Source organism: Pseudomonas sp. SP16.1, assembly GCF_052682975.1.
The window spans coordinates 1,957,319-1,981,682 of record NZ_JBQYFZ010000001.1; the positions used below are offsets into that span (position 1 = coordinate 1,957,319).

Below are 24,364 nucleotides of genomic sequence, written 5' to 3' on the forward strand. Positions count from 1 at the left end.
TTTCTAATCAGAATTAATAAATAGCCGAACAAGGAGTAGCAGTTATTAACGCTTGCGCAATCTAGCACTGTGCTCTTCGTAGGCACGACTGAACTCGCGACCGAACAGGTCCTGGAAATCGTCTTCCGCCTCGCGGGAAATACTGGCATAGGTTTCGGTGAACAACTCCCAGTACTTCGCCTGCTTGCCGCCGGGCAACAAACCGCCGAGGCCGGAGGGCTTATTCAAGCGGGCCTCCAGTACTGCCGGCTCGAAACGCTTGAGCAGATGCTTGATCGCCGCCTGCACACCGGCCATCACCGCCAGTTGATGTGCCTTGAGATCATCGAAACTTTCCGCTATCGCCTGATCCGCCGGCATGAAGGCCTGATTGCCGGAGCGCAGCAAAAGCAGCAATGCCTCTTCCACATTCGGCGCGAACTTCAGCGGGTTGTTCTCCACCGGCTGGATCATGGTCTGCGCCATGCGGAACTCGCCCTTGAGACTGGCCCGAGCGCGCAGCACGTCCACCAGGCCCTCGACCATCTGCCGGTAGCTGCGTCCGATGGCCTCCATCTGTGTCAGCGCTGCGGCGCGGTCGATGGGCAACTGACCCAGGCCGGCACCCCGCAGAAAGGCCTCCAGGGCATCGCCGTCGACCTTGGCCGCTGCGCTGCTTGCCATAGGAGCTGCAGGCGCTGCCGGGTTGGTGGGAGGCATCGCGGGCGGCGGCATTTGCCGCGCCGGGTTTTCCACCAGCGGAGCCGGACTTTCCACTGGCGGGACTGGGGACGCCGGCGCGGGTTGGGCGGAGGGCGTCGCCGCGGCGATACCCAGTTCCGCGAAGGGATCCCAGTCCGCCGGAATGGCGTGCGCCACCGGCGCTTCAGCGCTAGCTGGGGCCTGCGCCTCGGGCGGACGGAAGTCGTGGCGCTCGGCGGGAATGTGGTCGGGCACGCTCGGCGGCGGCACTGCCGGGGCGGCAAGGAAATCGAACAGATCGGGCTTGGTATCCAGAGGCGAGCCGCCTGGCTTCATCTGCACTGGCGCGGCTGCCGGAATCGCCGAACCGGCGGCGCTCTGGCGATTCATCAGGGCATCGAAGCCGGTGAAGGGATCGCTGGTGGCCGGCACGCCAGGCGTCAAACCACCGGCGCCGGTGATCTGCACCAGGATGTCGTACTCGCCCAGGCGCACCAACTCGCCATCCAGCAACGGCTCGCTATTGCCGCGGTGCAGGCGGACCCCGGCATTGACCAGCTGCACGCCGTTGGTGCTGGTATCCGTCAGGTAGTAGGTACCGTCGCGGAACTGGATGACGCAGTGCTGGCCCGACACCAGGCGCTCCGGATCGGGCAGCACCCAGTCGTTGTCCGGATTGCGCCCTATGCGCAGCTCGCCATGGTCGAGGTCCATGTCCGCGCGTTGTCCGGGCGTCAATTTGTGATAACTGGTGATGGTCAAACGCAACGGCATTCCAACTCCTTGCAAACCTTCTCCGAGTACCTAGGCGGTGCGCTGAGTATAGGCCTCGCAAAGTTGCCCAGTGTTGTTCACAAGTCCCACTTTAGTTCTGCTTTTTTGTAATTGGAGATATAGCGAAACACACTAAGTAAGCCGAATTTGCTCGCCTATCTTATTGCCCTCTGCAGTTCGTCTCTAAGACCGGCCAATTTCTTGACAAGGCTAGAACAGCGCCAAGACTTGCTCTGACAATTCGATCGAAGTGGCCATGTTTCACTTCGGATAGAACGTAATCCACTAGGACGTGGGTTGAAGTCCGACGTTCGCTACGACGTATACCTGCCCGCGGCAGGATTGATATGGAGATCACCCATTGTGGTGGACATACAGCCTCTGTTGACCGCGATATCCCCCGACGCCCCGAGCGGTGTCGATCTGGAATACGACTCGGCATTTCTCGAACTCGAACGCGCCGCGCAGGGCCAGCCGGAACGGCAGATGGGTGATTCGGTGCTGCCCGCCGAGCCGCCGGAGTGGCGCCAGGTTCGCGACCTCTGCGTCGAACTGCTCGCTCGCAGCAAGGATCTGCGCATCGCCAATTATTACCTGCAAAGCGCCATCGCCCTGGAAGGCCTGCCCGGGCTGGTGCAGGCGCTGCAGCTGGTCCAGGCACTGCTGCAACAGTACTGGGACAGCCTGTACCCGATGCTCGACGTCGAGGACGACAACGACCCCACATTCCGCATCAATGCCCTGGCCGGCGTCGGCGCCGAGCCGGTGCTGCGGCTGTTGTGGGAGATGCCGCTGATCCGCTCGCGCGCCTTCGGCACCGTGACCCTGCGTGCCGCGCTCAACGCCAGCGGCTTGCAGCGCTTCGCCAGCGAAAGCCTCGGTCCCGAGCAGGTCGCAGCCGCCTTTCGCGACAGCGACGCCGAGCAGGTCGAAGCCTGTCGCAGCGCCGTGGTCGCGGCGCAAACGGCCCTGCAGGCTATCGAGCGGGAGGTCAATGAACGCGTCGGCTCGGACCGCGGTGCCGATCTCGCCGCTCTCAAGCAACTGTTGCGTCACGCCGTGCAGATCGTCACCGAGCAGGCCCCCGCCGCGACCACAGACGACGGCTCCGAGGCTCCGCCTGCCGATGCCGGCACAGACCTGGCTGCGCCGGGAACGCCCGCCGCGCCGCGCATCAGCGGCGAGATCGGCAACCGCGACGACGTGCTCAAGGCGCTCGACCGCATTCTCACCTACTACGCCCGCCATGAACCGTCGAGCCCTGTGCCGGTGCTGCTCAGTCGCGCCAAGACCCTGGTCAGCGCCGACTTCGCCACCATCGTGCGCAACCTCATCCCCGACGGGTTCTCCCAATTCGAAAAGCTCAGGGGGCCCGAGGGCGAATAGCGCCGGGACTCACCGAGTGGTCATTCCAATCCCAGCACATAGCCGCATACGCAGCGCAGGAGGAACAAGATGGCTAACCCCAGCAGCCAGAAATTCATCGCCCGCAACCGAGCTCCCCGGGTGCAGATCGAGTACGACGTGGAGCTTTACGGCGCGGAGAAGAAGGTGCAGTTGCCCTTCGTCATGGGGGTGATGGCCGATCTCGCCGGCAAGCCCGCCGAGCCGCTGCCGGCGGTGGCCGACCGCAAGTTCCTGGAAATCGACGTCGATAACTTCGATTCGAGGCTCAAGGCGATGAAGCCGCGGGTGGCCTTCAACGTGCCCAACACCCTGACCGGTGAAGGCAATCTCAGCCTCGACATCACCTTCGAAAGCATGGACGACTTCAGCCCGGCAGCCGTGGCACGCAAGGTCGACGCGCTCAATCAGTTGCTCGAGGCACGTACCCAACTGGCCAACCTGCTGACCTACATGGACGGCAAGACCGGCGCCGAGGAAATGATCATGAAGGCGATCAAGGACCCGGCCCTGCTGCAGGCGCTGGCTAGCGCACCGAAACCTACCGATTCCGAGCCGCAGAGCTGATAGAGGACGCAGACCATGGCCGAGACGATGACCGAACAGCAGGCCCAGACCGGGACCGCGACCGCCGAAGGCGGCGACTTCGCCGCCCTCCTCCTGCAGGAATTCAAACCCAAGACCGAGCGCGCCCGCGAGGCGGTGGAAACCGCGGTGCGCACCCTGGCCGAACATGCGCTGGAAAAGACCGACCTGATCTCCAACGATGCGATCAAGTCCATCGAGTCGATCATCGCCGCCATCGACGCCAAGCTCACCGAGCAGATCAACCTGATCATGCACCACGAGGACTTCCAGCAGCTGGAGAGCGCCTGGCGCGGCCTGAGCTACCTGGTCAACAACACCGAGACCGACGAGCAGCTGAAGATCCGCGTGATGAGCATCTCCAAGGGCGAGCTGCACAAGACCCTGAAGAAGTTCAAGGGCACCGCCTGGGACCAGAGCCCGATCTTCAAGAAGATGTACGAGGAAGAGTACGGCCAGTTCGGCGGCGAGCCCTACGGCTGTCTGGTCGGCGACTACTACTTCGACCAGTCGCCGCCGGATGTCGAGCTGCTCGGCGAGCTGTCGAAGGTCTGCGCAGCGATGCATTCGCCCTTCATATCCGCGGCGTCGCCCACCGTCATGGGCATGGGCTCCTGGCAGGAGCTGTCCAACCCGCGCGACCTGACCAAGATCTTCACCACCCCCGAGTACGCCGCCTGGCGCTCGCTGCGCGAGTCTGAGGACGCGCGCTACATCGGCCTGACCATGCCGCGCTTCCTCGCCCGCCTGCCCTACGGCGCCAAGACCGACCCGGTCGATGCCTTCGCCTTCGAGGAGGACACCGCCGGCGCCGACAGCAGCAAGTACACCTGGGCCAACTCCGCCTACGCCATGGCGGTCAACATCAACCGCTCGTTCAAGCTCTACGGCTGGTGCTCGCGCATCCGCGGCGTGGAATCCGGCGGCGAGGTGCCCAACCTGCCGGCGCACACCTTCCCAACCGACGACGGCGGCGTGGACATGAAGTGCCCGACCGAGATCGCCATCTCCGACCGCCGCGAGGCCGAGCTGGCGAAGAACGGCTTCATGCCCCTGCTGCACAAGAAGAACACCGACCTGGCGGCCTTCATCGGCGCCCAGTCGCTGCAGAAGCCGGCCGAGTACGACGACCCGGACGCCACCGCCAACGCCAACCTGGCGGCGCGCCTGCCCTACCTGTTCGCCACCTGCCGCTTCGCGCATTACCTGAAATGCATCGTGCGCGACAAGATCGGCTCGTTCAAGGAGAAGGACGACATGCAGCGCTGGCTGCAGAACTGGATCCTCAACTACGTCGACGGCGACCCGGCACATTCGACCGAAACCACCAAGGCGCAGCACCCGCTGGCCGCCGCCGAGGTGGTGGTCGAGGAAGTCGAGGGCAACCCGGGCTACTACAACTCGAAGTTCTTCCTGCGCCCGCACTACCAGCTGGAAGGCCTGACGGTGTCCCTGCGCCTGGTCTCCAAGCTGCCGTCGGGCAAGGCTGCCTGATCCATCCCACATTGGTATCCGCCAAGGCGGCGGGTACCGCACCACGTAGCGTGGCGCGAGCCACCAAGGAGGCATGATGGCTGTTGATATGTTCATCAAGATCGGCGACGTCGAGGGGGAATCCGCCGACAAGACCCACGCCAAGGAAATCGACGTGCTGGCCTGGAGCTGGGGCATGTCCCAGTCCGGCAGCATGCACGTGGGCGGTGGCGGTGGCGCCGGCAAGGTCAGTATCCAGGACATTTCCCTGACCAAGTGGATCGACAAGTCCTCACCCAACCTGATGATGGCCTGCTCCAGCGGCAAGCATTATCCCGAGGCCAAGCTGACCATCCGCAAGGCCGGCGGCGAGGACCCGGTGGAATACCTGATCATCACCCTCAAGGAGGTGCTGGTGTCGTCGATCAGCACCGGCGGTAGCGGCGGCGAGGATCGCCTGACCGAGAACGTCACCCTCAACTTCGGCCAGGTTCAGGTCGACTATCAACCGCAGAAACAGGACGGCAGCAAGGACGGCGGCCCGATCAAGTACGGCTGGAACATCCGCGAGAACGTCAAGATCTGAGGCGTGGCCGCCCGGCGCCGCTGCGGCGCCGGGCGCTCGTCTCGTCGGCCATGGCACCAGCGCAGGCGCTCGGCGCGCACGCCTGGCATCGCCGCCAAAGGCCAAAACAGCGGCAACCCGCAGCGCCAGTGCTGCGTGGCACACGTACGGAAGGACGCAGCGATGAATGCCGATGAACTTGTGCGTGCCGGTCAGCTGGACGAGGCCCTGAACGCCCTGCAGGATCAGGTGCGCAGCCAGCCGTCCAACCCCGCGCTACGCGTCTTCCTGTTCCAGCTGCTGGCCGTGCTCGGCCAGTGGGGGCGCGCGCAGAACCAGCTCAAGGTCGCCGGCGAGCTGGATGCCGGCGCCCTGGCCATGGTGCAGACCTACCGCTCGGCGCTGGAATGCGAGGCGCTGCGCGGCGAAGTCTTCGCCGGGCGGCTGACCCCGGTGCTGCTAGGCCAGCCGGCGGACTGGCTGGCGCCGCTGATCCAGGCGCTCAAACTGGATGCCGAAGGCCATGCCGAGGCCGCCGTGCGGTTGCGCGAACAGGCCTTCGACGCCGCCCCGGCTATCGCCGGTGAGCTCAATGGCGAGGCCTTCGCCTGGTGCGCCGATGCCGACCCGCGACTCGGCCCGGTGCTGGAGCTGATCGTCAACGGCCGCTACGTCTGGCTGCCGATGGAGAACCTCGCCAGCCTGGCCTGCGAGGCGCCCAGCGACCTGCGCGACCTAGTGTGGATGCCGGCCGAGCTGACCCTGCGCAACGGCGGCAGCACCGTGGCACTGATCCCCAGCCGCTATCCCGACACCGCCCTGCTTGGCGACGATGCCGCGCGTCTGGCGCGCAAGGTCGAGTGGCTGGACAACGGCCTGCCCATCGGCCAGCGTCTGTTCGCCACCGATCAGGGCGAGACCGCGCTGTTCGAGCTGCGCAGCCTGCGTTTCGCCGAAGGGGGCGCCTGATGGCCGAACTGACCCTGCAGGAGCGGCTGCAGCCCTCCCTGCTCGATCGTCTGACCGACGAAGACCCGGGCAACCCAAAGGAAAGTGCCGAACGCAGGGTCATGAACCAGGGCCAGCTGAAGGCCTCGGTGTTGCGCGACCTTTCCTGGCTGCTCAACACCACGGCGCTGTTCGACGTCGAATCAGCCGCGCAGATGCCGGCCGGCAGCTCGGTGATCAACTTCGGCTTGCCGCCACTGTCCGGGCATACCGCCTCGAGCATCGATGTGCATCAGGTCGAGGCCCTGCTCAGTGAGATCATCGAAACCTACGAGCCGCGCCTGCTCAGGGGCTCGCTGCGGGTGCGGGCGCAGCTGGAAAGCGACGAGATGAATCACAACGCCCTGAGCTTCGAGATCGAGGCCGACCTTTGGGCCGAACCGGTACCGCTGCGACTGCTGCTGTCCACCGACCTCGACCTGGAGACCGGGCATATCAAGGTGGCGCCGTCCGACACCGGCAGGAGGCGCGCATGAACCCGCGCCTGCTCGACTACTACAACCAGGAGCTGCAGCACATCCGCGAAAGCGCCGCGGAGTTCGCCGCCGAGTTCCCCAAGATCGCCAGCCGCCTGACCCTGTCCGGCATCGACTGCGCCGATCCCTACGTCGAACGCCTGCTGGAGGGCTTCGCCTATCTCACCGCGCGCGTGCACCTGAAACTCGATGCCGAGTACCCCACCTTCACCCATAACCTGCTGGAGATCGCCTACCCGCATTACCTGGCACCGACGCCCTCGGTGGCCGTAGTGCAACTGTGCGCCGATCCCGAGGAGGGCTCGCTGGCCAGCGGCTTTCGCGTCGAACGAGGCGCCGCGCTGCGCGGTCAGCTCGGCCTCGAGGAGCAGACCGCCTGCGAGTACCGTACTTGCCACGACGTGACGCTTTGGCCGCTGAGCGTCAGCCGCGCCGAGTATTTCGGCAACCCCGCCACCGCCCTCGGCCGTCTCGCCGCCGCAGAACCCAGGGCCAAGGCCGGCCTGCGCATCCGCCTCAAGTGCGGCGCCGGCATGCCCTTCAAGGCCCTGGCGCTGGACAGCCTGCCGCTGTTTCTCAATGGTGCCGACGAGCAACCGTTTCGCCTCTACGAACAGCTGCTGGGCAACGCCTGCGCCCTGTTCGTCAAGAGCCTCGACGGCGAGTGGGTCGAACGCCTGCCGCTGGCCTGTATCCAGGCGCGCGGCTTCGACGACGCGGACGCCGCGCTGCCGGTGGTGCCGCGCGCCTTTCAGGGCTACCGCCTGCTGCAGGAATACTTCGCCCTGCCCAACCGCTTCCTGTTCGTCGAGTTCAGCGGCCTTGCGCGCGGCGTGGTGCGCTGCAACGCCCAGGAGCTGGAACTGGTGGTGCTGTTCAGTCGCCTGGACGGCAGCCTGGAAGGCGCGGTGTCGGCCGCCCAGTTCGTGCCCTTCTGCACCCCGGCGATCAACCTGTTCCCGCGCCGCGCCGACCGCATCCACCTCAGCGACCGCGTGCACGAACACCAGGTGATCGCCGACCGCACCCGCCCGCTGGACTTCGAGATCCACTCGCTGACCCAGGTCAGCGGCCACGGCAGCGGCCCCGAGCAGCCGTTCCAGCCCTTCTACGCGATTCGCGACCCGGCCCGTTACGGCCGCGAGCAGGCCTACTACGTGGTACGCCGCGAGCCGCGCCGGCTGTCGAGCCAGGCGCGCCGACGCGGGCCGCGTTCCACCTACGTCGGCAGCGAGACCTTCGTTTCCCTGGTCGACGTCAACCAGGCGCCCTACCGCCACGACCTTCGCCAACTGGGCATCGGCGCGCTGTGCACCAACCGCGACCTGCCGCTGCTGATGCCGATCGGCACCGGCAAGAGCGATTTCACCCTGGAGGACAGCGCCCCGGTGCAGGCGGTGCGCTGCCTGGCCGGGCCGAGCCGGCCGCGTGCCAGCCGCGCCCACGATGCCAGCGCCTGGCGCCTGATCAGCCAGCTGTCGCTCAACTACCTGTCGCTCAGCGAGCACGGCCAGGGCGCCGCGGCACTGCGTGAGCTGCTGCGCCTGTATGGCGATCCGGCCGATTCGGCGCTGCAGCTGCAGATCGAGGGCCTGCGCGAGGTGCGCAGCAGGCCCTGCACCCGGCGCCTGCCGATGCCCGGGCCGATCGTCTTCGGCCGCGGCCTGGAGATCAGCCTGGAATTCGACGAGAACGCCTTTCGCGGCACCGGCGTCTACCTACTCGGCGCGGTGTTCGAGCGCTTTCTCGCCCGTTACGTGTCGATCAACAGCTTTACCGAAACGGTGCTGCGCACCACTGAGCGCGGAGAGATCATGCGATGGCAGGCTCAGCCGGGTCGCCGCCCGAACATCTAGGCAGCGCCAGCGAGATGGCCGACGCGCCCTGGGGCTACGATTTCTTCCAGGCGCTGCGGCGCATCGAGTGCGAGGCGGCCGACCGGCCGCGCCTCGGCCACTCGGTGCGCCTGGCCGACGACCCGCTGCGCCTCGGCCAGCAGCCCGACTGCGGTTTCGCTCCGTCCACCCTGGCCAGCGTGAAACAGGGCCAGGTGCCGCGCATCGAACAGTTCTTCTTCGGCCTGACCGGCCCCAATGGCCCGCTGCCACTGCACCTGACCGAGTACGCTCGCGAACGCCAACGCAACAATGGCGATGCCACCTTCAAGCGCTTTCTCGACATCTTCCACCATCGTCTGCTGACCCTGTTCTACCGCGCCTGGGCCGAGGCGCGGCCGACCGTCAGTCACGACCGGCCGGACGACGACTACTGGTCGATGCGCCTGGCGGCGCTGTCCGGCCGCGGGATGCAGAGCCTGCTCGGCCAGGGCCCGCTGGCCGACTCGGCGAGCCTGCACTACAGCGGCCACCTGGCGGCGCAGACCCGCTACCCGGACGGCCTGCGCAGCATCCTCGAACACTACTTCGAGGTGCCGGTGCGCATCGAGGAGTACGTCGGCCAATGGCTGCAGCTGCCGCACTACAGCCAGGTCGGCGCGTCCGCCTGCACCCTGGGCGGCGACCTGTGCCTGGGCACGCACGTGTGGGACCGCCAGCACAAGTTCCGCATCCGTCTCGGCCCGCTGAGCCTCGAGCAGTACCAACGCCTGCTACCGGGCCAGGACAACTTCGCCGAGCTGGCCGCCTGGGTCGCCCAGCACCAGGGTGACGAGCTGGACTGGGAGGTCAACCTGGTGCTGCGTTGCCAGGAGGTGCCGCGCATCGACCTCGACGGCGGCACCCAGCTCGGCTTCAACACCTGGCTCGGCACCCCGTTGCACGACCCCGACGACCTCTCGCTGGTGCGCGACTACGCCTGCCAATCCACCCCAGATTCGAGGAGCTGCGAACATGAGTGAGATCAGCCGCGCCGCGCTGTTCGGCAAGTTGAACAGCCTGGCCTACAAGGCCATCGAAGCCGCCACGGTGTTCTGCAAGCTGCGTGGCAATCCCTATGTCGAGCTGGTGCACTGGCTGCACCAGATCCTCCAACTGCAGGATTCCGACCTGCACCAGCTGGTGCGCCAGTTCAGTCTCGACCCGGCGCGCCTGGCCAAGGACATCACCGAGGCGCTGGATCGCCTGCCGCGCGGCTCCACCTCGATCACCGACCTGTCGTCGCACGTCGAGGAGGCCGTCGAGCGCGGCTGGGTCTACGGCAGCCTGATGTTCGGCGAGAGCCAGGTGCGCACCGCCTACCTGATCGTCGGCATCCTCAAGACGCCGAGCCTGCGCCACGCGCTGTCGGCGATCTCCCGCGAGTTCGACAAGATCAAGGTGGAGAACCTGATCGAACGCTTCGACGAATACGTCGGCAACTCGCCGGAAAACGGCCTTTCCGCCAGCGACGGCTTCAACGCCGCCGGCGCGCCGGGCGAAGCCAGCGGCGCCATGGCCCCCAGCGCCATGGGCAAGCAGGAGGCGCTCAAGCGCTTCACCGTCGACCTCACCGAGCAGGCGCGCAGCGGCAAGCTCGACCCCATAGTCGGGCGCGACGAGGAGATCCGTCAGCTGGTGGACATCCTCATGCGCCGCCGTCAGAACAACCCGATCCTCACCGGCGAGGCCGGCGTCGGCAAGACCGCGGTGGTCGAGGGCTTCGCCCTGCGCATCGTCGCCGGCGACGTACCGCCGAGCCTCAAGGACGTCGAACTGCGCGCCCTCGACGTCGGCCTGCTGCAGGCCGGCGCGAGCATGAAGGGCGAGTTCGAGCAGCGCCTGCGCCAGGTGATCGAGGACGTGCAGAGCTCGCCCAAGCCGATCATCCTGTTCATCGACGAGGCCCACACCCTGGTCGGCGCCGGCGGCGCGGCCGGCACCGGCGACGCCGCCAACCTGCTCAAGCCGGCGCTGGCGCGCGGCACCCTGCGCACTGTGGCCGCCACCACCTGGGCCGAGTACAAGAAGCATATCGAGAAGGACCCGGCGCTGACCCGGCGCTTTCAGGTGGTGCAGGTGGACGAGCCGTCCGAGCACAAGGCGATCCTGATGATGCGCGGCGTGGCCTCGACCATGGAGCAGCACCACAAGGTGCAGATCCTCGACGAGGCGCTGGAGGCCGCGGTCAAGCTGTCGCATCGCTACATCCCGGCGCGCCAGTTGCCGGACAAGTCGGTGAGCCTGCTCGACACCGCCTGCGCCCGCGTCGCCATCAGCCTGCACGCAGTGCCGGCCGAGGTGGACGACAGCCGCCGGCGTATCGAGGCGCTGGAGACCGAGCTGGCCATCATCGGCCGCGAACAGGCCATCGGCATCGCCATCGGCAATCGCGAGATCGATACCCAGGCTGCCCTGGATGAGGAGCGCACCCGTCTGGTCGAGCTGGAAGCGCGCTGGGCCGAGGAAAAGGCCCTGGTCGACGAGCTGCTGGCCACCCGCGCCAGCCTGCGCGCCGCCGCCGAGCCGGTGGATGGCACCAGCCGCGAAGGTGGCGCCGACACCCCTGCCCTGAGCCAGGAGGAACTGGAGGCTCTGCGTGCCCGACTCAGCGAACTGCAGAATGATCTGAACGCTCTGCAAGGGGAAAACCCGCTGATCCTGCCTACGGTCGATTACCAGGCCGTGGCCTCGGTGGTGGCCGACTGGACCGGCATCCCGGTCGGGCGCATGGCGCGCAACGAGATCGACACCGTGCTGCGTCTCGACGAACACCTGAAGAAGCGCATCATCGGCCAGGACCACGCCCTGTCGATGATCGCCAAGCGCATCCAGACCTCGCGCGCCGGCCTGGACAACCCGAGCAAGCCGATCGGCGTGTTCCTCCTCGCCGGCACCTCCGGCGTAGGCAAGACCGAGACCGCGCTGGCCCTGGCCGAGGCCATGTACGGCGGCGAGCAGAACGTCATCACCATCAACATGAGCGAGTTCCAGGAGGCGCACACCGTCTCCACCCTGAAGGGCGCCCCGCCCGGCTACGTCGGCTACGGCGAAGGCGGCGTGCTGACCGAGGCGGTCAGGCGCAAGCCCTACAGCGTGGTACTGCTGGACGAGGTGGAGAAGGCCCACCCGGACGTGCACGAGATCTTCTTCCAGGTGTTCGACAAGGGCGTGATGGAGGACGGCGAAGGCCGCATGATCGATTTCAAGAACTGCCTGATCCTGCTCACCACCAACGCCGGCACCGAGATGATCGCCGGCCTGTGCAGCGACCCCGAGCTGATGCCCGACCCGGAGGCCATCGCCAAGTCGCTGCGCGAGCCGCTGCTCAAGGTGTTCCCGCCGGCCCTGCTCGGCCGCCTGGTGACCATTCCCTACTACCCGCTCAGCGACAAGATGCTCGAGAGCATCAGTCGGCTGCAGTTGGACCGGATCAAGAAACGGGTGGAAGCCACGCACAAGGTGCCGTTCGACTACGATCAGAGCGTGCTCGATCTGGTGGTGTCGCGCTGCACCGAGGCCGAGAGCGGCGGCCGGCAGATCGACGCCATTCTCACCAACAGCCTGCTGCCGGATCTGTCGCGCGAGTTTCTCGGTCGGCTGCTGGAGGGCAAGCCGCTGGCCGGCGTGCATATCGGCACCGAGAACGGCCAGTTCAGTTACCGCTTCGAGTAGCGCGGTCGTGATGGTCGCGATCGCCAAGGGAGAACGTGCATGGCATTGACCCAATCCCAGCGCCTGGTGCAGGTCAACGGCCCGCTGGGCGCCAATGTCCTGCTGCTGCAGAGCCTGGAGGGCAGCGAGGAGCTGGGCCGGCCCTTCCAGTACCACCTGGAGCTGATCTCGGAGGACGCCTCGGTCAAGTTCGACCAGTTGCTGGGCAAGCCCATGGGCCTGTCGCTGGAGCTGTACGACGGCGGCGAGCGCCATTTCCACGGCATCGTCTGCAGTTGCCGGCAGACCGTCGGCATCGGCCAGTACGCCGGCTACCGGGTGACGCTGCGGCCGTGGCTGTGGCTGCTCAGCCGCACTTCGGACTGCCGCATCTTCCAGAACAAGACCGTGCCGGACATCATCAAACAGGTGTTCCGCGACCTGGGATTCTCCGACTTCGAGGACAGCCTCAGCGGCAGCTACCGCGAGTGGGAATACTGCGTGCAGTACCGCGAGACCAGCTTCGACTTCGTCAGCCGGCTGATGGAGCAGGAAGGCATCTACTACTACTTCCGCCACGAGAAATCGCGCCACGTGTTGGTGCTGGCCGACGCCTACGGCGCCCATTCGACGGTGGACGGCTACGCCTCGGTGCCCTTCTTCCCGCCCGAGCAGCAGATGCGCGAGCGCGATCACTTCTACGACTGGCAGCTGGCGCGCGAAGTCCAGCCCGGAGCGCTGGCGCTGACCGACTACGACTTCCAGCGCCCCAGCGCCAGTTTGGAGGTGCGCTCCAGCGTGTCGCGCAGCCACAGCAATGCTGAATACCCGCTATTCGACTACCCCGGCGAGTACGTGCAGAGCAAGGATGGCGAGCATTACGCGCGCACCCGTATCGAGGCCATCCATACCCTGTTCGAACGCGTGCAACTGCGCGGCCGCGCCCGCGGGCTGGGCTCGGGGCATCTGTTCAAGCTCAGCGGCTATGACCGCGCCGACCAGAACCGCGAATACCTGGTGGTCGGTGCGCGCTACCGCATCCAGCAGGAACCCTATGAAACCGGCTTCGGCGACAACATGGAGCAGTTCACCAGCGAGCTGGACTGCATGGACGCCAGCCAGGCCTTTCGCCCCCTGCCGCTGACCCCGATGCCCATCGTGCGCGGGCCGCAGACGGCCATGGTGGTCGGCCCCAGCGGCGAGGAGATCTGGACCGACCAGTACGGCCGGGTCAAGGTGCACTTCTACTGGGACCGCCACGACCAGTCCGACGAGAATAGCTCCTGCTGGATGCGCGTGTCCCAGGCCTGGGCCGGCAAGAACTGGGGCGCGATCCAGATTCCGCGCATCGGCCAGGAGGTGATCGTCAGCTTCCTCGAAGGCGACCCGGACCGGCCGATCATCACCGGCCGCGTCTACAACGCCGAGCAGACGGTGCCCTACGACCTGCCCGCCAACGCCACCCAGAGCGGGGTCAAGAGCCGTTCGAGCAAGGAAGGCACGCCGGCCAACTTCAACGAGATCCGCATGGAGGACAAGAAGGGCGAGGAGCAGCTGTTCATCCACGCGGAAAAGAACCAGGACATCGAGGTCGAGAACGACGAGACCCACTGGGTCGGCCACGACCGCAGCAAGACCATCGACAACGACGAGACGGTGCACGTCAAACACGACCGCACCGAGACGGTGGACAACAACGAGACCATCACCATCGGCGTCGATCGCACCGAGAAGGTCGGCAACAACGAGACCATCACCATCGGCGTCGATCGCACCGAGAAGGTCGGCAGTAACGAGACCATCAGCATCGGCGCCAACCGCACCGAGGATGTCGGCAGCGACGAGACCATCACCATCGGCGCCAACCGCACCGAGAAGGTCGGCAGCAACGAGAAGATCAGCATCGGTACCAACCGTACCGAGGATGTCGGCAGCGACGAGACCATCACCATCGGCGCCAATCGCACCGAGAAGGTCGGCGACAACGAAAGCATCAGCATCGGCAGCAACCAGACCACCGACATCGGCAAGAACGAGTCGCGCAGCGTCGGCCAGAGCCGCGATACCTCGGTCAGCCAGAACGACAGCCTGGACGTGGGCAAGAATTTTTCATTGACCGCCGGCGACTCCATCACCCTGACCACCGGCTCGGCCAGCATCACCATGAAGAAGGACGGCACCATCACCATTCGCGGCAAGGACATCTCTATCGACGGCTCCGGGGCGATCAACGTCAAGGCGAGCAAGAACGTGGTGATCAAGGGTCAGAAGATTCTGCAGAACTAGGAGCCCAGCTATGACGGTTCAATACTTCCTGCCCAGCCAGGCGCGCCTCGACGGCGTGATGATCGGCACCCTGCTCGCCCTGCCCGAGGATGGCGCGCCGCAGGTGAGCTTTCCCGGCTGTGCCGAGGCCCAAGGTGTAACCGCGCGCAGCATGGCGGCGCTGACCACCGCGGATATCGGCGCACAGGTCGCGCTGATGTTCGAGAACGGCGACCCGCTGCGCCCACTGGTTATCGGCCGTCTGCTCGGCGCCGCGCCGCCACCCCAAGTGCAGATGGATGACGAACGCCTGGAGCTGCGCGCCGAGCAGGAAATCGTGTTGCGCTGCGGCAAGGCCAGCATCACCTTGACCCGCGCCGGCAAGGTGCTCATCCAGGGCGCCTACCTTTCCAGCCGCTCCAGTGGAGTCAACCGCATCAAGGGCGGCTCGGTGCAGATCAACTAGAAGGCGCATGGCATATGGAACTGCTCAACGCGACCCGACTGATGGCGGCCTTTACCCAAGGCCTGGCGCCCGATGGCCGCGAGTCGCTGGTGGTGATCGCCAAGGGTACCTTCGACCTGCCGCTGGACGGCCGTGAGGTGCGCCTGCTCGATACCCAACAGCCGCTGCTGATGGCCGATACCTTCCATGGCGAACCGGGCCTCAGCGCGCCACTGCAGGAGATGGACTTCGCCCCGAGCAAACCCTTCTGCGACGTGCTGGTGCAGGGCAAGGCCCATGCGCCGGGCGGCAGGCCGGCGACCCAGATCACCGCCGGCATCCGCGTTGGCCGTGTCGGCAAGGCCTTCTCGGTACTCGGCCCCAGGCACTGGCAGCCGGGCCTGCTCGGCGTCGCCCCCGGGCTGCCGCAGCCTTTTCTCGAACAATCGATTTCCTACGCCCAGGCCTTTGGCGGTAGCCATCCGGTCAAGGGTAACCCCGAACAACAGCATGCTTACCCCAATAACCCGACGGGCATCGGCTGGTACCCGCGCGGCACGGACAGCGCCGACATGCTCGGCATGCCGATGCCCAGCACCGAGGAGCTGGGCAAACCCATCGACAGCCCGCATGGCGACTTCCGCCCCATGGCGCTCGGCCCGATTGGCCGGCACTGGCCACAGCGCGCCGCCTTTGCGGGCACCTACGACGAGGCCTGGCTGGCGGACTGCTTTCCCTTCCTGCCGGCCGACTTCGACAACCGTTACTTCCAGGCCGCGCCGGCCGACCAGCAGACCGATCATCTCAAGGGCGGCGAGGAAGTGCTGCTGCTCAACCTCACGGCGCAGGAACGCGCGGGCTTTCGCATTCCGCAGATGGCCGTGCCGGTAACCTTCTTTCTCAACAAGGGCGGCCACGAGACGGTGCATGCGGTGATCGACACCCTGCTGATCGACACCGAGGCGCGCCAGGTGCAGCTGACCTGGCGCACCAGCCGACCGCTCAAGCGCAACATGTTCGAGATCGCCCAGGTGCTGGTGGGCAGCATGTCGCGCGCCTGGTGGCGTGCCCGCGAGCTGGGCAAGGATTACCACGCCGGTCTCGGCAGCCTGGTCAAGTCCAGACACCAGGCGACGGAGGCCGACCGATGAGCGCCCTGTGCATTCTCGGCTCCGGCATGGTCAGCGCGGTCGGCCTCAGCGCTCCGGCCAGCTGCGCGGCGATTCGCTGCGCCATCGACAACTTCCAGGAGACCCGCTTCATCGACCGTGGCGGGGAATGGCTGATCGCCGCCAGCGTGCCGCTGGAACAACCCTGGCGCGGCCGCGCCAAGCTGATAAAAATGGCCGCCCGCGCCATTGCCGAAGCCTTGCAGAACGCGCCCGGCGTCGATCCGGCGCAGACCCCGCTGCTGCTCGGCGTCGCCGAACAGGAACGGCCCGGTCGCCTCGACGGCCTGGATAGCGAATTGCTGCGCGATATCGAACGCGAGCTGGGCTTGACCTTTCACCCCAGCTCCAACGTCATCGCCCGCGGCCGGGTCAGCGCCGCTGTGGCCCTGCTCAATGCACGCAAACTGATCTACCAGGGCGGCCATCGCCATGTGCTGATCGCCGGCGTCGACTCCTTCCTCAGCGCCCCGACCCTGGCCGCCTTCGAGGAACGCGAGCGTCTGCTGACCAGCCAGAACTCCAACGGCTTTATCCCCGGCGAAGGCGCCGCGGCGGTGGTGGTGGGCGCTCCGGTGGCCAGCGAGGAACCGCAACTGGCCTGCCTCGGCCTGGGCTTCGGCATGGAGGCGGCGACGGTGGAAAGCGAAGACATCCCGCTGCGTGCCGAGGGCCTGACCCAGGCCATCCGCGCCGCGCTGGCGGAAATGGGCTGCGGCCTGGAACAGATGGACTACCGCATCACCGACCTGTCCGGCGAGCAGTACTACTTCAAGGAAGCCTCGCTGGCGCTGAGCCGCAGCCTGCGCGTGCGCAAGGAGTTCTTCCATATCTGGCACCCGGCCGACTGCATCGGCGAAGTCGGCGCCGCCATCGGTCCGGCCATGCTCGCCGTGACCCTGGCCGCCAGCCGCAAGGCTTACGGCGATGGCCCGAACATCCTCTGTCACCTCGGCAACGACGCCGGCCAACGCGCCGCCGCCCTGCTCAGCTACCAACCGGTGAGGGCCGCCTGATGGCCAACGAGGTGTATGCCAACAATATGGAAGTGTCGTGCAAGTCGGCCGACGGTAAATCCATCGCCGCTTTCCCGGATGTCTGCTTCACTCCGCCACAGACCCCTGCTACCCCGCCCGGTGTGCCCATCCCCTACCCCAACACCGGCATGTCTAAGGACACCACCAACGGCACTCGCACGGTAAAGATCACCGGCAAGGAGGTGATGCTCAAGAATAAGAGCTACTTCAAGACCAGCTATGGCGACGAAGCAGGTTGTGCACCGAAGAAGGGAGTAATCACCAGCAAGATCAAGGGTAAAGTTTATTTCATCGCTTGGTCGATGAACGTCAAGTTTGAGAGCGAGAACGTTGTTCGTCATATGGATATGACCACCCACAACCATGCCTCTCCCAACGGCAACTCGCCACCAATGGCGCATGTCTCGAAAATGAGCACAGCAGTTCAGAAGGCCTGCGAGGATGAAATTAAGAAAGGTAAAGAAGCCTGCGAAGGCCAAACAATCGAGAACTGTAAGCAGGAATGCAAAGATGCCCAGCGCTGCCTGCTAGTGCCCAAGGGGCAAGATAAGGACACCTGCTGCAAGCCTGACACTACCGGGCATCACATGATTGAAGACCATTGGGTTAAGGGCAACTCCAACTTTCCTAGTGCGCAAGATTCCTCGGGTTACAACGCTGCCCCTTGTGTATGCGCCAATCGTTTCCGCTCTCGTGGAACAGTTCACCGAGGCATGCATGATATTCAAGGAACCCATGAGGAATCTCATATGCTTGGTGGAGCTCGCCATGACAGCAGCAAACCTAATGGGGGGTGGAACTACAGCGCTGGAAAAACTGCGTGTTTAGATGCCCATGCCGAGGTATTCAAGGGTTCTCAATGCAAACGCAGTTGCCTTGAGGCGCAGCTTGATGATTTCTATGGGAAAGATGGCACCCGCACATTGAATGAGCCCCATACTCAGGCGATCGGTAAGGATGTGAGGCCTACCTTGGCGGAAAAATATGCGCCACCTAAGAAAAAAAGGAAAACAGGTTGAGGAATAATTATGAGTGAGGAATTCGGATTTACTTTTTGCTCGATACTACATCGCAATAAAATATATGTTGCCGGCATTGCTGTTGAGCTTGAGGATCAGGATGTCCACCATGCCATTCTGTTCGAATTGCAGGATGATGATTGGGATCGCTGGTCATTTGAACACCGCCTGGCAGGCATCGCCAGCTATCAAACCAATGATGTGGCGAAATTGATAACTGTAGGAATTGACGGCTTTGTCGAAATCGCAGATTTCGACGGAGCGGATGAGGAGCGCATCGGTGAGCAAGAGGCCGATGGAGGTCCTAGTCTTCTACGCCCACTGCGGTGCGTAAGAATTATCGGCGATCACGTATATGTTGCGGGGGCGAGGCGTCAAGTCTATCGGCGAAAACTAAGTGGAACAGATTGGCGGCGCTATGATCAGGGAGTTTACATTCCACTTTCCAGCTTGGAGTCCGGCAGCTTGCATGATATTGATGGCAATGGCGAAAACTGGCTTGTCGCAGTAGGCCTAGGCGGTGAAATATGGACATGCACTGATGGAACCTGGAGTCAACTTGATAGCCCTACCAATATTCGCCTTGAAGCAGTGCGCCATTTGGGAGGGACAGATTTTATCGCTGCCGGAGCTCAAGGCACGATCATCATTGGAAATACCAATACCTTACGCATTCTTGAGCAGGATTTAACAACGGAGACATTCTCCAGTATAGAGAAGGCATTTGGCGGCATATACCTATGCACCGATCAAGGCAACCTCTTCCGCATTGATAATTCGGTCGTTAGCTCGGTTAACACGATCTTACCACCGTCGCCTGGAGGCGGATTCTTATCATATGGAGATCAGCATCTTCTATTTTCAACCGATTTCAATGTGATCATTTTTGATGGGGCCAACTGGAAAGAAATAAGTCCAACCTAGCTTAATTAACACCCATTCAAATGCAGCGACCAGATAGAACTATATGCCAGTCAATCCTGTGGTCCATCAACACACCGAAGAAGCCGCCTTCCTCGGCCTGCTGCGCACTATCGCCATCCACGAACCCCACTACGACCTCAACCATCTCACCACCCTCGACAACCGTATCGAGGCCCATCTGGACGGGCTGCGTGTCGCAGGCCCGGCCGGTCTCGATGTCCTGCTCCAGCAGCTCGACCCCAACGCCCAGGGCGAGATATTCGCGGCTGCGGTGCTGGCCTTCGAGACCGCCAATACCGCCGCGATGACGCGGCTGGCCGAGCATCTGCGAGCCCATCCCGACGGCGCACGTTTCATGGCCGCGGCGTTGGGCTGGCTGGAGTGGCCGCGCGTCGAGCCTTGGGTGGAGAAGCTGACCGGCTCGCCGGAAGCATTGTTTCGCTGTATCGGCCTGGCCGCCTGCGGCATGCACCGGCGCGATCCCGGGGCGGCGCTGATTGCAGGCCTGGCGCATGCCGATGCGGCGGTTGTCGCCCAGGCCGCGCGCACAGCCGGCGAGTTGCGCCGGCGCGATCTGCTGCCGGCGATCCGTGCCCATCGCCTGCATGCCGACGAAAACGCGCGCTTCTGGGCCAACTGGGCCACGGTGCAGATGGGCGACGAGGAGGCGCTGCTGCCGCTGCGCCAGTTCGCCGAACAACCGGGCCCGCTGCAGCAGCGTGCCTTGCCGGTGCTACTGGCCTGGCAGCCCAGAGAAACCAGCGTCGCCTGGATTCGTCAGTTGATGCCGCAAGCGCAGCAGCGCCGTATGGTCATCCAGGCGGTCGGCCTGCTGGGCGATCCGCTAAGCCTGCCCTGGCTGATCCAGCAGATGCAGGACGTGCCGCAGGCCCGGGTCGCCGGCGAGGCCTTCAGCCTGATCACCGGGGTGGACCTCGCGCTGCTCGATCTGGAGCGGCGCGATACGCCGGACTACGATGCCGGCCCCAATGACGATCCGACCGATACCAACGTCGCGCTGAACGACGATGAGAATCTGCCCTGGCCGGACCCGAACCTGGTCGAGGCCTGGTGGCAGCGGGAGAAGGATGTCTACCACAACGGCACGGGCTATTTCCTCGGCCAGCCGATCGGCGAGCAGGGTTACCGGCAGGCGCTGATTCAGGCCCAGCAACGTCAGCGCCGGGTGGCCGCCCATGGCCTGGCGCGCTTTCGGCCAACCGAGGTGCTGTTTCCCGTCGCGGCTCCGGCCTGGCGGCAGCGGGCCTTGCTGAAGGTTTGACTACCAGGCCCTGCGGCGTCGCCGTTGATGCTCCGATCCAGTTCCTGTAGGAGCGAATTTATTCGCGAACAGAGCGCAACGCCGCCCGTTCGTTCCTGCATGTCGGCCACCGCCGCGACGACACCGGCGATGCCGTTCTCGCCGACGCCCTTGGAGCCCAGCGCGCCCGCCCTCGGGACATCCGTGGATTCTTTCGCCTAAGCCTTGAGGTCAGCTGCGAAGCACCGGGCCTGGCCAGCGAAAAGCCTGAACTTCCTGCCGCCCCAGGGGTAGGAAATAGTGTCAGGGCCTGGTCAGACGAGGCAGGAGTGTTTGCATGAGTGACGTGCGGATCGGCATATCCGGGTGGCGCTATGCGCCCTGGCGCGGCGACTTTTACCCCAAGGGTCTGGTCCAGCGCCGGGAGCTGGAATTCGCCTCGCGCGAGGTGAACAGCATCGAGATCAACGGCTCGTTCTATGGCTTGCAGACGCCACAGCGCTATACCGGCTGGTACGCCGAGACGCCGGAAGATTTCGTCTTCAGCGTCAAGGCCCCGCGTTTCATTACCCATGTGCGCCGTCTCGACGACATCGAGCAGCCTCTGGCCAATTTCTTCGCGTCCGGGCCGCTGTCGCTGAAGGAGAAGCTCGGCCCGATACTCTGGCAGTTCCCGCCCAGCTTTCGCTTCGACGAAAGGCAGTTCGGTGATTTCCTCGCGCAACTGCCAAGCGATACCAACCAGGGGCGACAACTCGCCCGCCATGCTGACGCCCGTCTGCATGTCACCGGTTACCAGGAGGCCTTACCAAGCCGGCCACTGCGCCATGCTGTGGAGATCCGCAACGACAGCTTCCGCAACCAGGCATTCGTCGACCTGTTACGCCGGCACAACGTGGCGCTGGTGGTCGCCGATACCGCCGGCAAATGGCCCTACCTCGAAGACGTCACCGCCGATTTCCTCTACCTGCGCCTGCACGGCGACGCCCAGCTCTACGTCAGCGGCTATTCGGACGAAGCTTTGCGGCGCTGGCAGGCGCGGATCGAAGCCTGGACGGCCGGTGGCCAGCCCGCAGACGCGCAGCTGGTCGACAGCCAGCACCGCCCGCCACACCAGCCGCGCGACCTATACTGCTACTTCGACAACGATGTGAAGGTGCGCGCGCCCTACGACGCGCGGCAATTGCGGCAGAACCTGGAAGAGCGTCGCGGCGGCGAGGCGCGATAAGCACACGCCTGGTTGTCGCGGCTGCGGTGCGCATGGCGCACCCTACGCGAGATAGCGGCTGACTTCGATCAGGTTGCCGTCCGGGTCGCGGAAGTACACCGACTCGATCGGCCCGATGGCGCCGGTGCGCGCCACCGGTCCCTCCTCCACGGCCACGCCCTGCTCGGCCAGATGCGCAAGCACTCGGGTCATTGGCCAGTCGGTAATCAGACACAGGTCGATGGCCCCCGGTGTCGGCCTGGCGGCCTTGGGCTCGAACTCGCGGCCAGCCTGGTGCAGGTTGAACTTCTGCCGGCCGAACGCCAGGGCGCTGCGCCCGACGCCGAAGCGCTCGTGGCGCATGCCCAGCACCCGTGCGTAGAAGGCGACGGTGGTGTCGATATCGGCCACGGTCAGCACCAGGTGATCCAGTCGTTCGATCATGCTCAATACCTGTCCAGCAGGTGGAAACGTGGAAGGCCCAGATGCCAATGGATGGCCGCCAGGCGCGCGCCCAGCACCACCAGCATGGCCGCGCCGGTGTCGAGCCAGTGCGGCGTATCCAGCGCGCGCAAAGCGATAAAGGTCAGCGCACCGGCGATGCAGGCGGTGGCGTAGATTTCCTTCTGGAAGATCAGCGGGATCTCGTTGCACAGCACGTCGCGGATCACCCCGCCGACCACGCCGGTCATCACCCCCATGATCACCGCGGTGCTGATCGGTGTGCCATGCTGCAGCGCCAGTTCGGTGCCATAGACGGTGAATACCGCCAAGCCGAAGGCGTCGGCGATCAGCAGGCCCTTCTCGTGGATCGGCCGGGTCATGCGCACCCAGACCACCGTGCCCAGCGCGGCCAGCGAGGCCACCAGGATATAGGTGTCGTCGCGAATCCAGCTGACCGGGTGGTTGTCGAGGATCAGATCGCGCAGCGTGCCGCCCCCGAGGGCGGTGACGATGGCCATGACCAGCACGCCGAACAGGTCCATGGACTTGCGCCCGGCCATCAGCGCGCCGGTGATGGCGAACACCGCCACGCCGAACAGGTCGGCGATATAGAACAGTTGCTGCATGACGTCCTCAGCGACCGGCCGGCGTGCGCATCGTGACGAACTCCTCGGCCGCGCTCGGGTGCACGCCGATGGTCTCGTCGAATACCTGCTTGGTGGCGCCGGCCTTGAGCGCGATGGCCAGGCCCTGGACGATCTCGCCCGCCTCCGGGCCGACCATGTGGCAACCCAGCACGCGGTCGCTGTCGGCATCGACCACCAGCTTCATCAGGGTGCGCTCCTGGCATTCGGTCAGGGTCAGCTTCATCGGCCGGAAGCGGCTCTCGAAGACCTGCACGCGGTGCCCGGCCTCGACCGCCTGTTCCTCGCTCAGGCCGACGGTGCCGATGTTCGGCAGGCTGAACACCGCAGTGGGGATCATCCGGTAGTCCAGCGGGCGGTACTGCTCCGGCTTGAACAGCCGGCGCGCCAAGGCCGTGCCTTCGGCCAGCGCCACCGGGGTGAGCTGCACGCGGCCGATCACGTCGCCGATGGCGAGGATCGACGGCGTGCTGGTCTGGAACAGTTCGTCCACCTCGATATAACCGCGTTTGTCCAGCTTGACCTCGACGTTTTCCAGACCGAGCTTGTCCAGCATCGGCCGCCGGCCGGTGGCATAGAACACGCAGTCGGCCTGCAGCACGCGGCCATCCTTGAGGGTGGCGCTGAGGCTGCCGTCGGCCAGTTTTTCGATACTGGCGATGTCCGCGTTGAACTGCAGATCCAGGCCCTTCCTGCTCAGCTCCTCCTTCAGGTGCCGGCGCACCGAACCGTCGAACCCACGCAGGAACAGCTCGCCGCGATAGAGCAGCGAGGTCTGCGCACCGAGGCCGTGGAAGATCGAGGCGAACTCCACCGCGATATAGCCGCCGCCAACCACCAGCACGCGCCTGGGCAACTGTTCGAGGAAGAACGCCTCGTTGGAGCTGATAGCGTGTTCGCGACCCGGAATATCAGGTATCTGCGGCCAGCCGCCGGTGGCGATAAGGATGCGTTCGGCGCTGTGGCGCTGGCCGTTGACCTCGACGCTATGCGCATCGAGGACTCGCGCGTGGCCCTCGAACAACGCCACGCCGCTGCCCTCCAGCAGGTTGCGGTAGATACCGTTGAGGCGCTGGATTTCGCGGTTCTTGTTGGCGATCAGCGTTTTCCAGTCGAAGTTCGCCTCGCCCAGCGACCAGCCGAAACCGCTGGCCTGCTCGAAGTCTTCGGCAAAATGCGCGCCGTAGACCAAGAGCTTCTTCGGCACGCAGCCGACGTTGACGCAGGTACCGCCGAGGTAGCGGCTTTCCGCCACCGCCACCCGGGCACCGTAGCCGGCGGCGAAGCGTGCCGCGCGGACGCCGCCGGAACCGGCGCCGATCACGAACAGGTCGTAGTCGTAAGTCATCTAAGGCCTCCTTGAACAGGCCGCCAGCATACCGGAAAGCCGCCGTGCATTGCCGCCGGGCAATCGGCGGCGGTGGCGAAACAGCTAAGCTGACAGCCGAGGAGGAG

21 protein-coding genes are annotated in these 24,364 nt (G+C 65.1%); 17 read left to right on the top strand and 4 right to left on the bottom strand.

What is annotated here, in order from left to right; genetic code table 11:
• Positions 1-45 precede the first annotated feature (45 nt).
• A complete protein-coding gene (gene tagH, locus ACUTAF_RS09515; RefSeq protein WP_445579715.1) occupies positions 46-1,455 on the bottom strand; it encodes a type VI secretion system-associated FHA domain protein TagH in 1,410 nt (469 codons plus the stop codon).
• A 363-nt stretch (positions 1,456-1,818) separates the two neighbouring features.
• Here tagH and tssA point away from each other — a divergent pair, with 363 nt between their 5' ends.
• From tssA to ACUTAF_RS09600, 17 genes are all read left to right on the top strand, one after another.
• Positions 1,819-2,841 carry a type VI secretion system protein TssA gene (tssA, locus tag ACUTAF_RS09520; protein WP_445579716.1) on the top strand — a complete coding sequence of 341 codons (1,023 nt, stop codon included), beginning with the start codon at positions 1,819-1,821 and terminating at the stop codon, positions 2,839-2,841.
• A gap of 69 nt (positions 2,842-2,910) precedes the next feature.
• Positions 2,911-3,426, top strand: a complete 516-nt coding sequence (tssB, locus tag ACUTAF_RS09525) for a type VI secretion system contractile sheath small subunit (RefSeq protein WP_003245007.1) — start codon at positions 2,911-2,913, stop codon at positions 3,424-3,426.
• A 15-nt stretch (positions 3,427-3,441) separates the two neighbouring features.
• Complete coding sequence (tssC, locus tag ACUTAF_RS09530; RefSeq protein ID WP_445579717.1) at positions 3,442-4,938, top strand: type VI secretion system contractile sheath large subunit; 1,497 nt, start codon at positions 3,442-3,444, stop codon at positions 4,936-4,938.
• Between the two features lie 76 nt (positions 4,939-5,014).
• Positions 5,015-5,503: an Hcp family type VI secretion system effector gene (locus ACUTAF_RS09535; RefSeq protein WP_445579718.1), complete on the top strand. Its 489-nt coding sequence runs from the start codon at positions 5,015-5,017 to the stop codon at positions 5,501-5,503.
• Positions 5,504-5,665: 162 nt separating this feature from the next.
• Positions 5,666-6,451 carry a type VI secretion system accessory protein TagJ gene (locus ACUTAF_RS09540; protein WP_445579719.1) on the top strand — a complete coding sequence of 262 codons (786 nt, stop codon included), beginning with the start codon at positions 5,666-5,668 and terminating at the stop codon, positions 6,449-6,451.
• The gene (gene tssE / locus ACUTAF_RS09545) at positions 6,451-6,966 is read left to right on the top strand and encodes a type VI secretion system baseplate subunit TssE (RefSeq protein WP_445579720.1); all 516 of its coding nucleotides are present in this window, start codon (positions 6,451-6,453) and stop codon (positions 6,964-6,966) included. Before ACUTAF_RS09540 ends, tssE begins: the two co-directional genes overlap by 1 nt.
• Complete coding sequence (gene tssF, locus ACUTAF_RS09550) at positions 6,963-8,822, top strand: type VI secretion system baseplate subunit TssF (protein WP_445579721.1); 1,860 nt, start codon at positions 6,963-6,965, stop codon at positions 8,820-8,822. Before tssE ends, tssF begins: the two co-directional genes overlap by 4 nt.
• Positions 8,786-9,823, top strand: a complete 1,038-nt coding sequence (gene tssG / locus ACUTAF_RS09555; protein ID WP_445579722.1) for a type VI secretion system baseplate subunit TssG — start codon at positions 8,786-8,788, stop codon at positions 9,821-9,823. The genes tssF and tssG overlap by 37 nt, the downstream gene beginning before the upstream one ends.
• Positions 9,816-12,515: a type VI secretion system ATPase TssH gene (tssH, locus tag ACUTAF_RS09560; RefSeq protein ID WP_445579723.1), complete on the top strand. Its 2,700-nt coding sequence runs from the start codon at positions 9,816-9,818 to the stop codon at positions 12,513-12,515. Before tssG ends, tssH begins: the two co-directional genes overlap by 8 nt.
• Before the next feature lie 39 nt (positions 12,516-12,554).
• Entirely contained in the window at positions 12,555-14,780 is a 2,226-nt protein-coding gene (locus ACUTAF_RS09565) for a type VI secretion system Vgr family protein (protein WP_445579724.1), read from the top strand.
• Positions 14,781-14,790: 10 nt separating this feature from the next.
• The gene (locus tag ACUTAF_RS09570; protein ID WP_445579725.1) at positions 14,791-15,225 is read left to right on the top strand and encodes a DUF6484 domain-containing protein; all 435 of its coding nucleotides are present in this window, start codon (positions 14,791-14,793) and stop codon (positions 15,223-15,225) included.
• Positions 15,226-15,239: 14 nt separating this feature from the next.
• Positions 15,240-16,355 (top strand): DUF2169 family type VI secretion system accessory protein, encoded by a 1,116-nt coding sequence (locus ACUTAF_RS09575; RefSeq protein WP_445579726.1) that lies wholly within the window; start codon positions 15,240-15,242, stop codon positions 16,353-16,355.
• Complete coding sequence (locus tag ACUTAF_RS09580) at positions 16,352-17,389, top strand: hypothetical protein (RefSeq protein WP_445579727.1); 1,038 nt, start codon at positions 16,352-16,354, stop codon at positions 17,387-17,389. Before ACUTAF_RS09575 ends, ACUTAF_RS09580 begins: the two co-directional genes overlap by 4 nt.
• Entirely contained in the window at positions 17,389-18,429 is a 1,041-nt protein-coding gene (locus ACUTAF_RS09585) for a DUF4150 domain-containing protein (RefSeq protein ID WP_096826509.1), read from the top strand. The genes ACUTAF_RS09580 and ACUTAF_RS09585 overlap by 1 nt, the downstream gene beginning before the upstream one ends.
• Positions 18,430-18,438: 9 nt before the next feature.
• Complete coding sequence (locus tag ACUTAF_RS09590; RefSeq protein WP_445579728.1) at positions 18,439-19,353, top strand: hypothetical protein; 915 nt, start codon at positions 18,439-18,441, stop codon at positions 19,351-19,353.
• Between the two features lie 43 nt (positions 19,354-19,396).
• Positions 19,397-20,635: a TIGR02270 family protein gene (locus tag ACUTAF_RS09595; RefSeq protein WP_445579729.1), complete on the top strand. Its 1,239-nt coding sequence runs from the start codon at positions 19,397-19,399 to the stop codon at positions 20,633-20,635.
• 316 nt (positions 20,636-20,951) lie between these two features.
• Positions 20,952-21,842: a DUF72 domain-containing protein gene (locus tag ACUTAF_RS09600; protein WP_445579730.1), complete on the top strand. Its 891-nt coding sequence runs from the start codon at positions 20,952-20,954 to the stop codon at positions 21,840-21,842.
• Positions 21,843-21,884: 42 nt separating this feature from the next.
• Here ACUTAF_RS09600 and ACUTAF_RS09605 read toward each other — a convergent pair whose 3' ends face one another.
• From ACUTAF_RS09605 to gorA, 3 genes are read right to left on the bottom strand one after another with little or no spacing between them, the layout of a single operon-like run.
• The gene (locus ACUTAF_RS09605) at positions 21,885-22,265 is read right to left on the bottom strand and encodes a VOC family protein (RefSeq protein ID WP_445579731.1); all 381 of its coding nucleotides are present in this window, start codon (positions 22,263-22,265) and stop codon (positions 21,885-21,887) included.
• A gap of 2 nt (positions 22,266-22,267) precedes the next feature.
• The gene (locus ACUTAF_RS09610; protein ID WP_445579732.1) at positions 22,268-22,891 is read right to left on the bottom strand and encodes a trimeric intracellular cation channel family protein; all 624 of its coding nucleotides are present in this window, start codon (positions 22,889-22,891) and stop codon (positions 22,268-22,270) included.
• Positions 22,892-22,898: 7 nt separating this feature from the next.
• Entirely contained in the window at positions 22,899-24,257 is a 1,359-nt protein-coding gene (gorA, locus tag ACUTAF_RS09615; RefSeq protein ID WP_445579733.1) for a glutathione-disulfide reductase, read from the bottom strand.
• Positions 24,258-24,364: the final 107 nt, after the last annotated feature.

Bases quoted from the DNA above. Each gene is read 5' to 3' on its own strand.
- tssF (WP_445579721.1), top strand. From the start codon at position 6,963: ATGAACCCGCGCCTGCTCGACTACTACAACCAGGAGCTGCAGCACATC.
- tssE (WP_445579720.1), top strand. From the start codon at position 6,451: ATGGCCGAACTGACCCTGCAGGAGCGGCTGCAGCCCTCCCTGCTCGAT.
- ACUTAF_RS09570 (WP_445579725.1), top strand. From the start codon at position 14,791: ATGACGGTTCAATACTTCCTGCCCAGCCAGGCGCGCCTCGACGGCGTG.
- ACUTAF_RS09565 (WP_445579724.1), top strand. From the start codon at position 12,555: ATGGCATTGACCCAATCCCAGCGCCTGGTGCAGGTCAACGGCCCGCTG.
- ACUTAF_RS09595 (WP_445579729.1), top strand. From the start codon at position 19,397: ATGCCAGTCAATCCTGTGGTCCATCAACACACCGAAGAAGCCGCCTTC.
- ACUTAF_RS09535 (WP_445579718.1), top strand. From the start codon at position 5,015: ATGGCTGTTGATATGTTCATCAAGATCGGCGACGTCGAGGGGGAATCC.
- ACUTAF_RS09575 (WP_445579726.1), top strand. From the start codon at position 15,240: ATGGAACTGCTCAACGCGACCCGACTGATGGCGGCCTTTACCCAAGGC.
- tssG (WP_445579722.1), top strand. From the start codon at position 8,786: ATGGCAGGCTCAGCCGGGTCGCCGCCCGAACATCTAGGCAGCGCCAGC.
- ACUTAF_RS09580 (WP_445579727.1), top strand. From the start codon at position 16,352: ATGAGCGCCCTGTGCATTCTCGGCTCCGGCATGGTCAGCGCGGTCGGC.
- ACUTAF_RS09585 (WP_096826509.1), top strand. From the start codon at position 17,389: ATGGCCAACGAGGTGTATGCCAACAATATGGAAGTGTCGTGCAAGTCG.
- tssH (WP_445579723.1), top strand. From the start codon at position 9,816: ATGAGTGAGATCAGCCGCGCCGCGCTGTTCGGCAAGTTGAACAGCCTG.
- tagH (WP_445579715.1), bottom strand. From the start codon at position 1,455: ATGCCGTTGCGTTTGACCATCACCAGTTATCACAAATTGACGCCCGGA.
- ACUTAF_RS09610 (WP_445579732.1), bottom strand. From the start codon at position 22,891: ATGCAGCAACTGTTCTATATCGCCGACCTGTTCGGCGTGGCGGTGTTC.
- ACUTAF_RS09540 (WP_445579719.1), top strand. From the start codon at position 5,666: ATGAATGCCGATGAACTTGTGCGTGCCGGTCAGCTGGACGAGGCCCTG.
- tssC (WP_445579717.1), top strand. From the start codon at position 3,442: ATGGCCGAGACGATGACCGAACAGCAGGCCCAGACCGGGACCGCGACC.
- ACUTAF_RS09590 (WP_445579728.1), top strand. From the start codon at position 18,439: ATGAGTGAGGAATTCGGATTTACTTTTTGCTCGATACTACATCGCAAT.
- tssB (WP_003245007.1), top strand. From the start codon at position 2,911: ATGGCTAACCCCAGCAGCCAGAAATTCATCGCCCGCAACCGAGCTCCC.
- ACUTAF_RS09605 (WP_445579731.1), bottom strand. From the start codon at position 22,265: ATGATCGAACGACTGGATCACCTGGTGCTGACCGTGGCCGATATCGAC.
- ACUTAF_RS09600 (WP_445579730.1), top strand. From the start codon at position 20,952: ATGAGTGACGTGCGGATCGGCATATCCGGGTGGCGCTATGCGCCCTGG.
- gorA (WP_445579733.1), bottom strand. From the start codon at position 24,257: ATGACTTACGACTACGACCTGTTCGTGATCGGCGCCGGTTCCGGCGGC.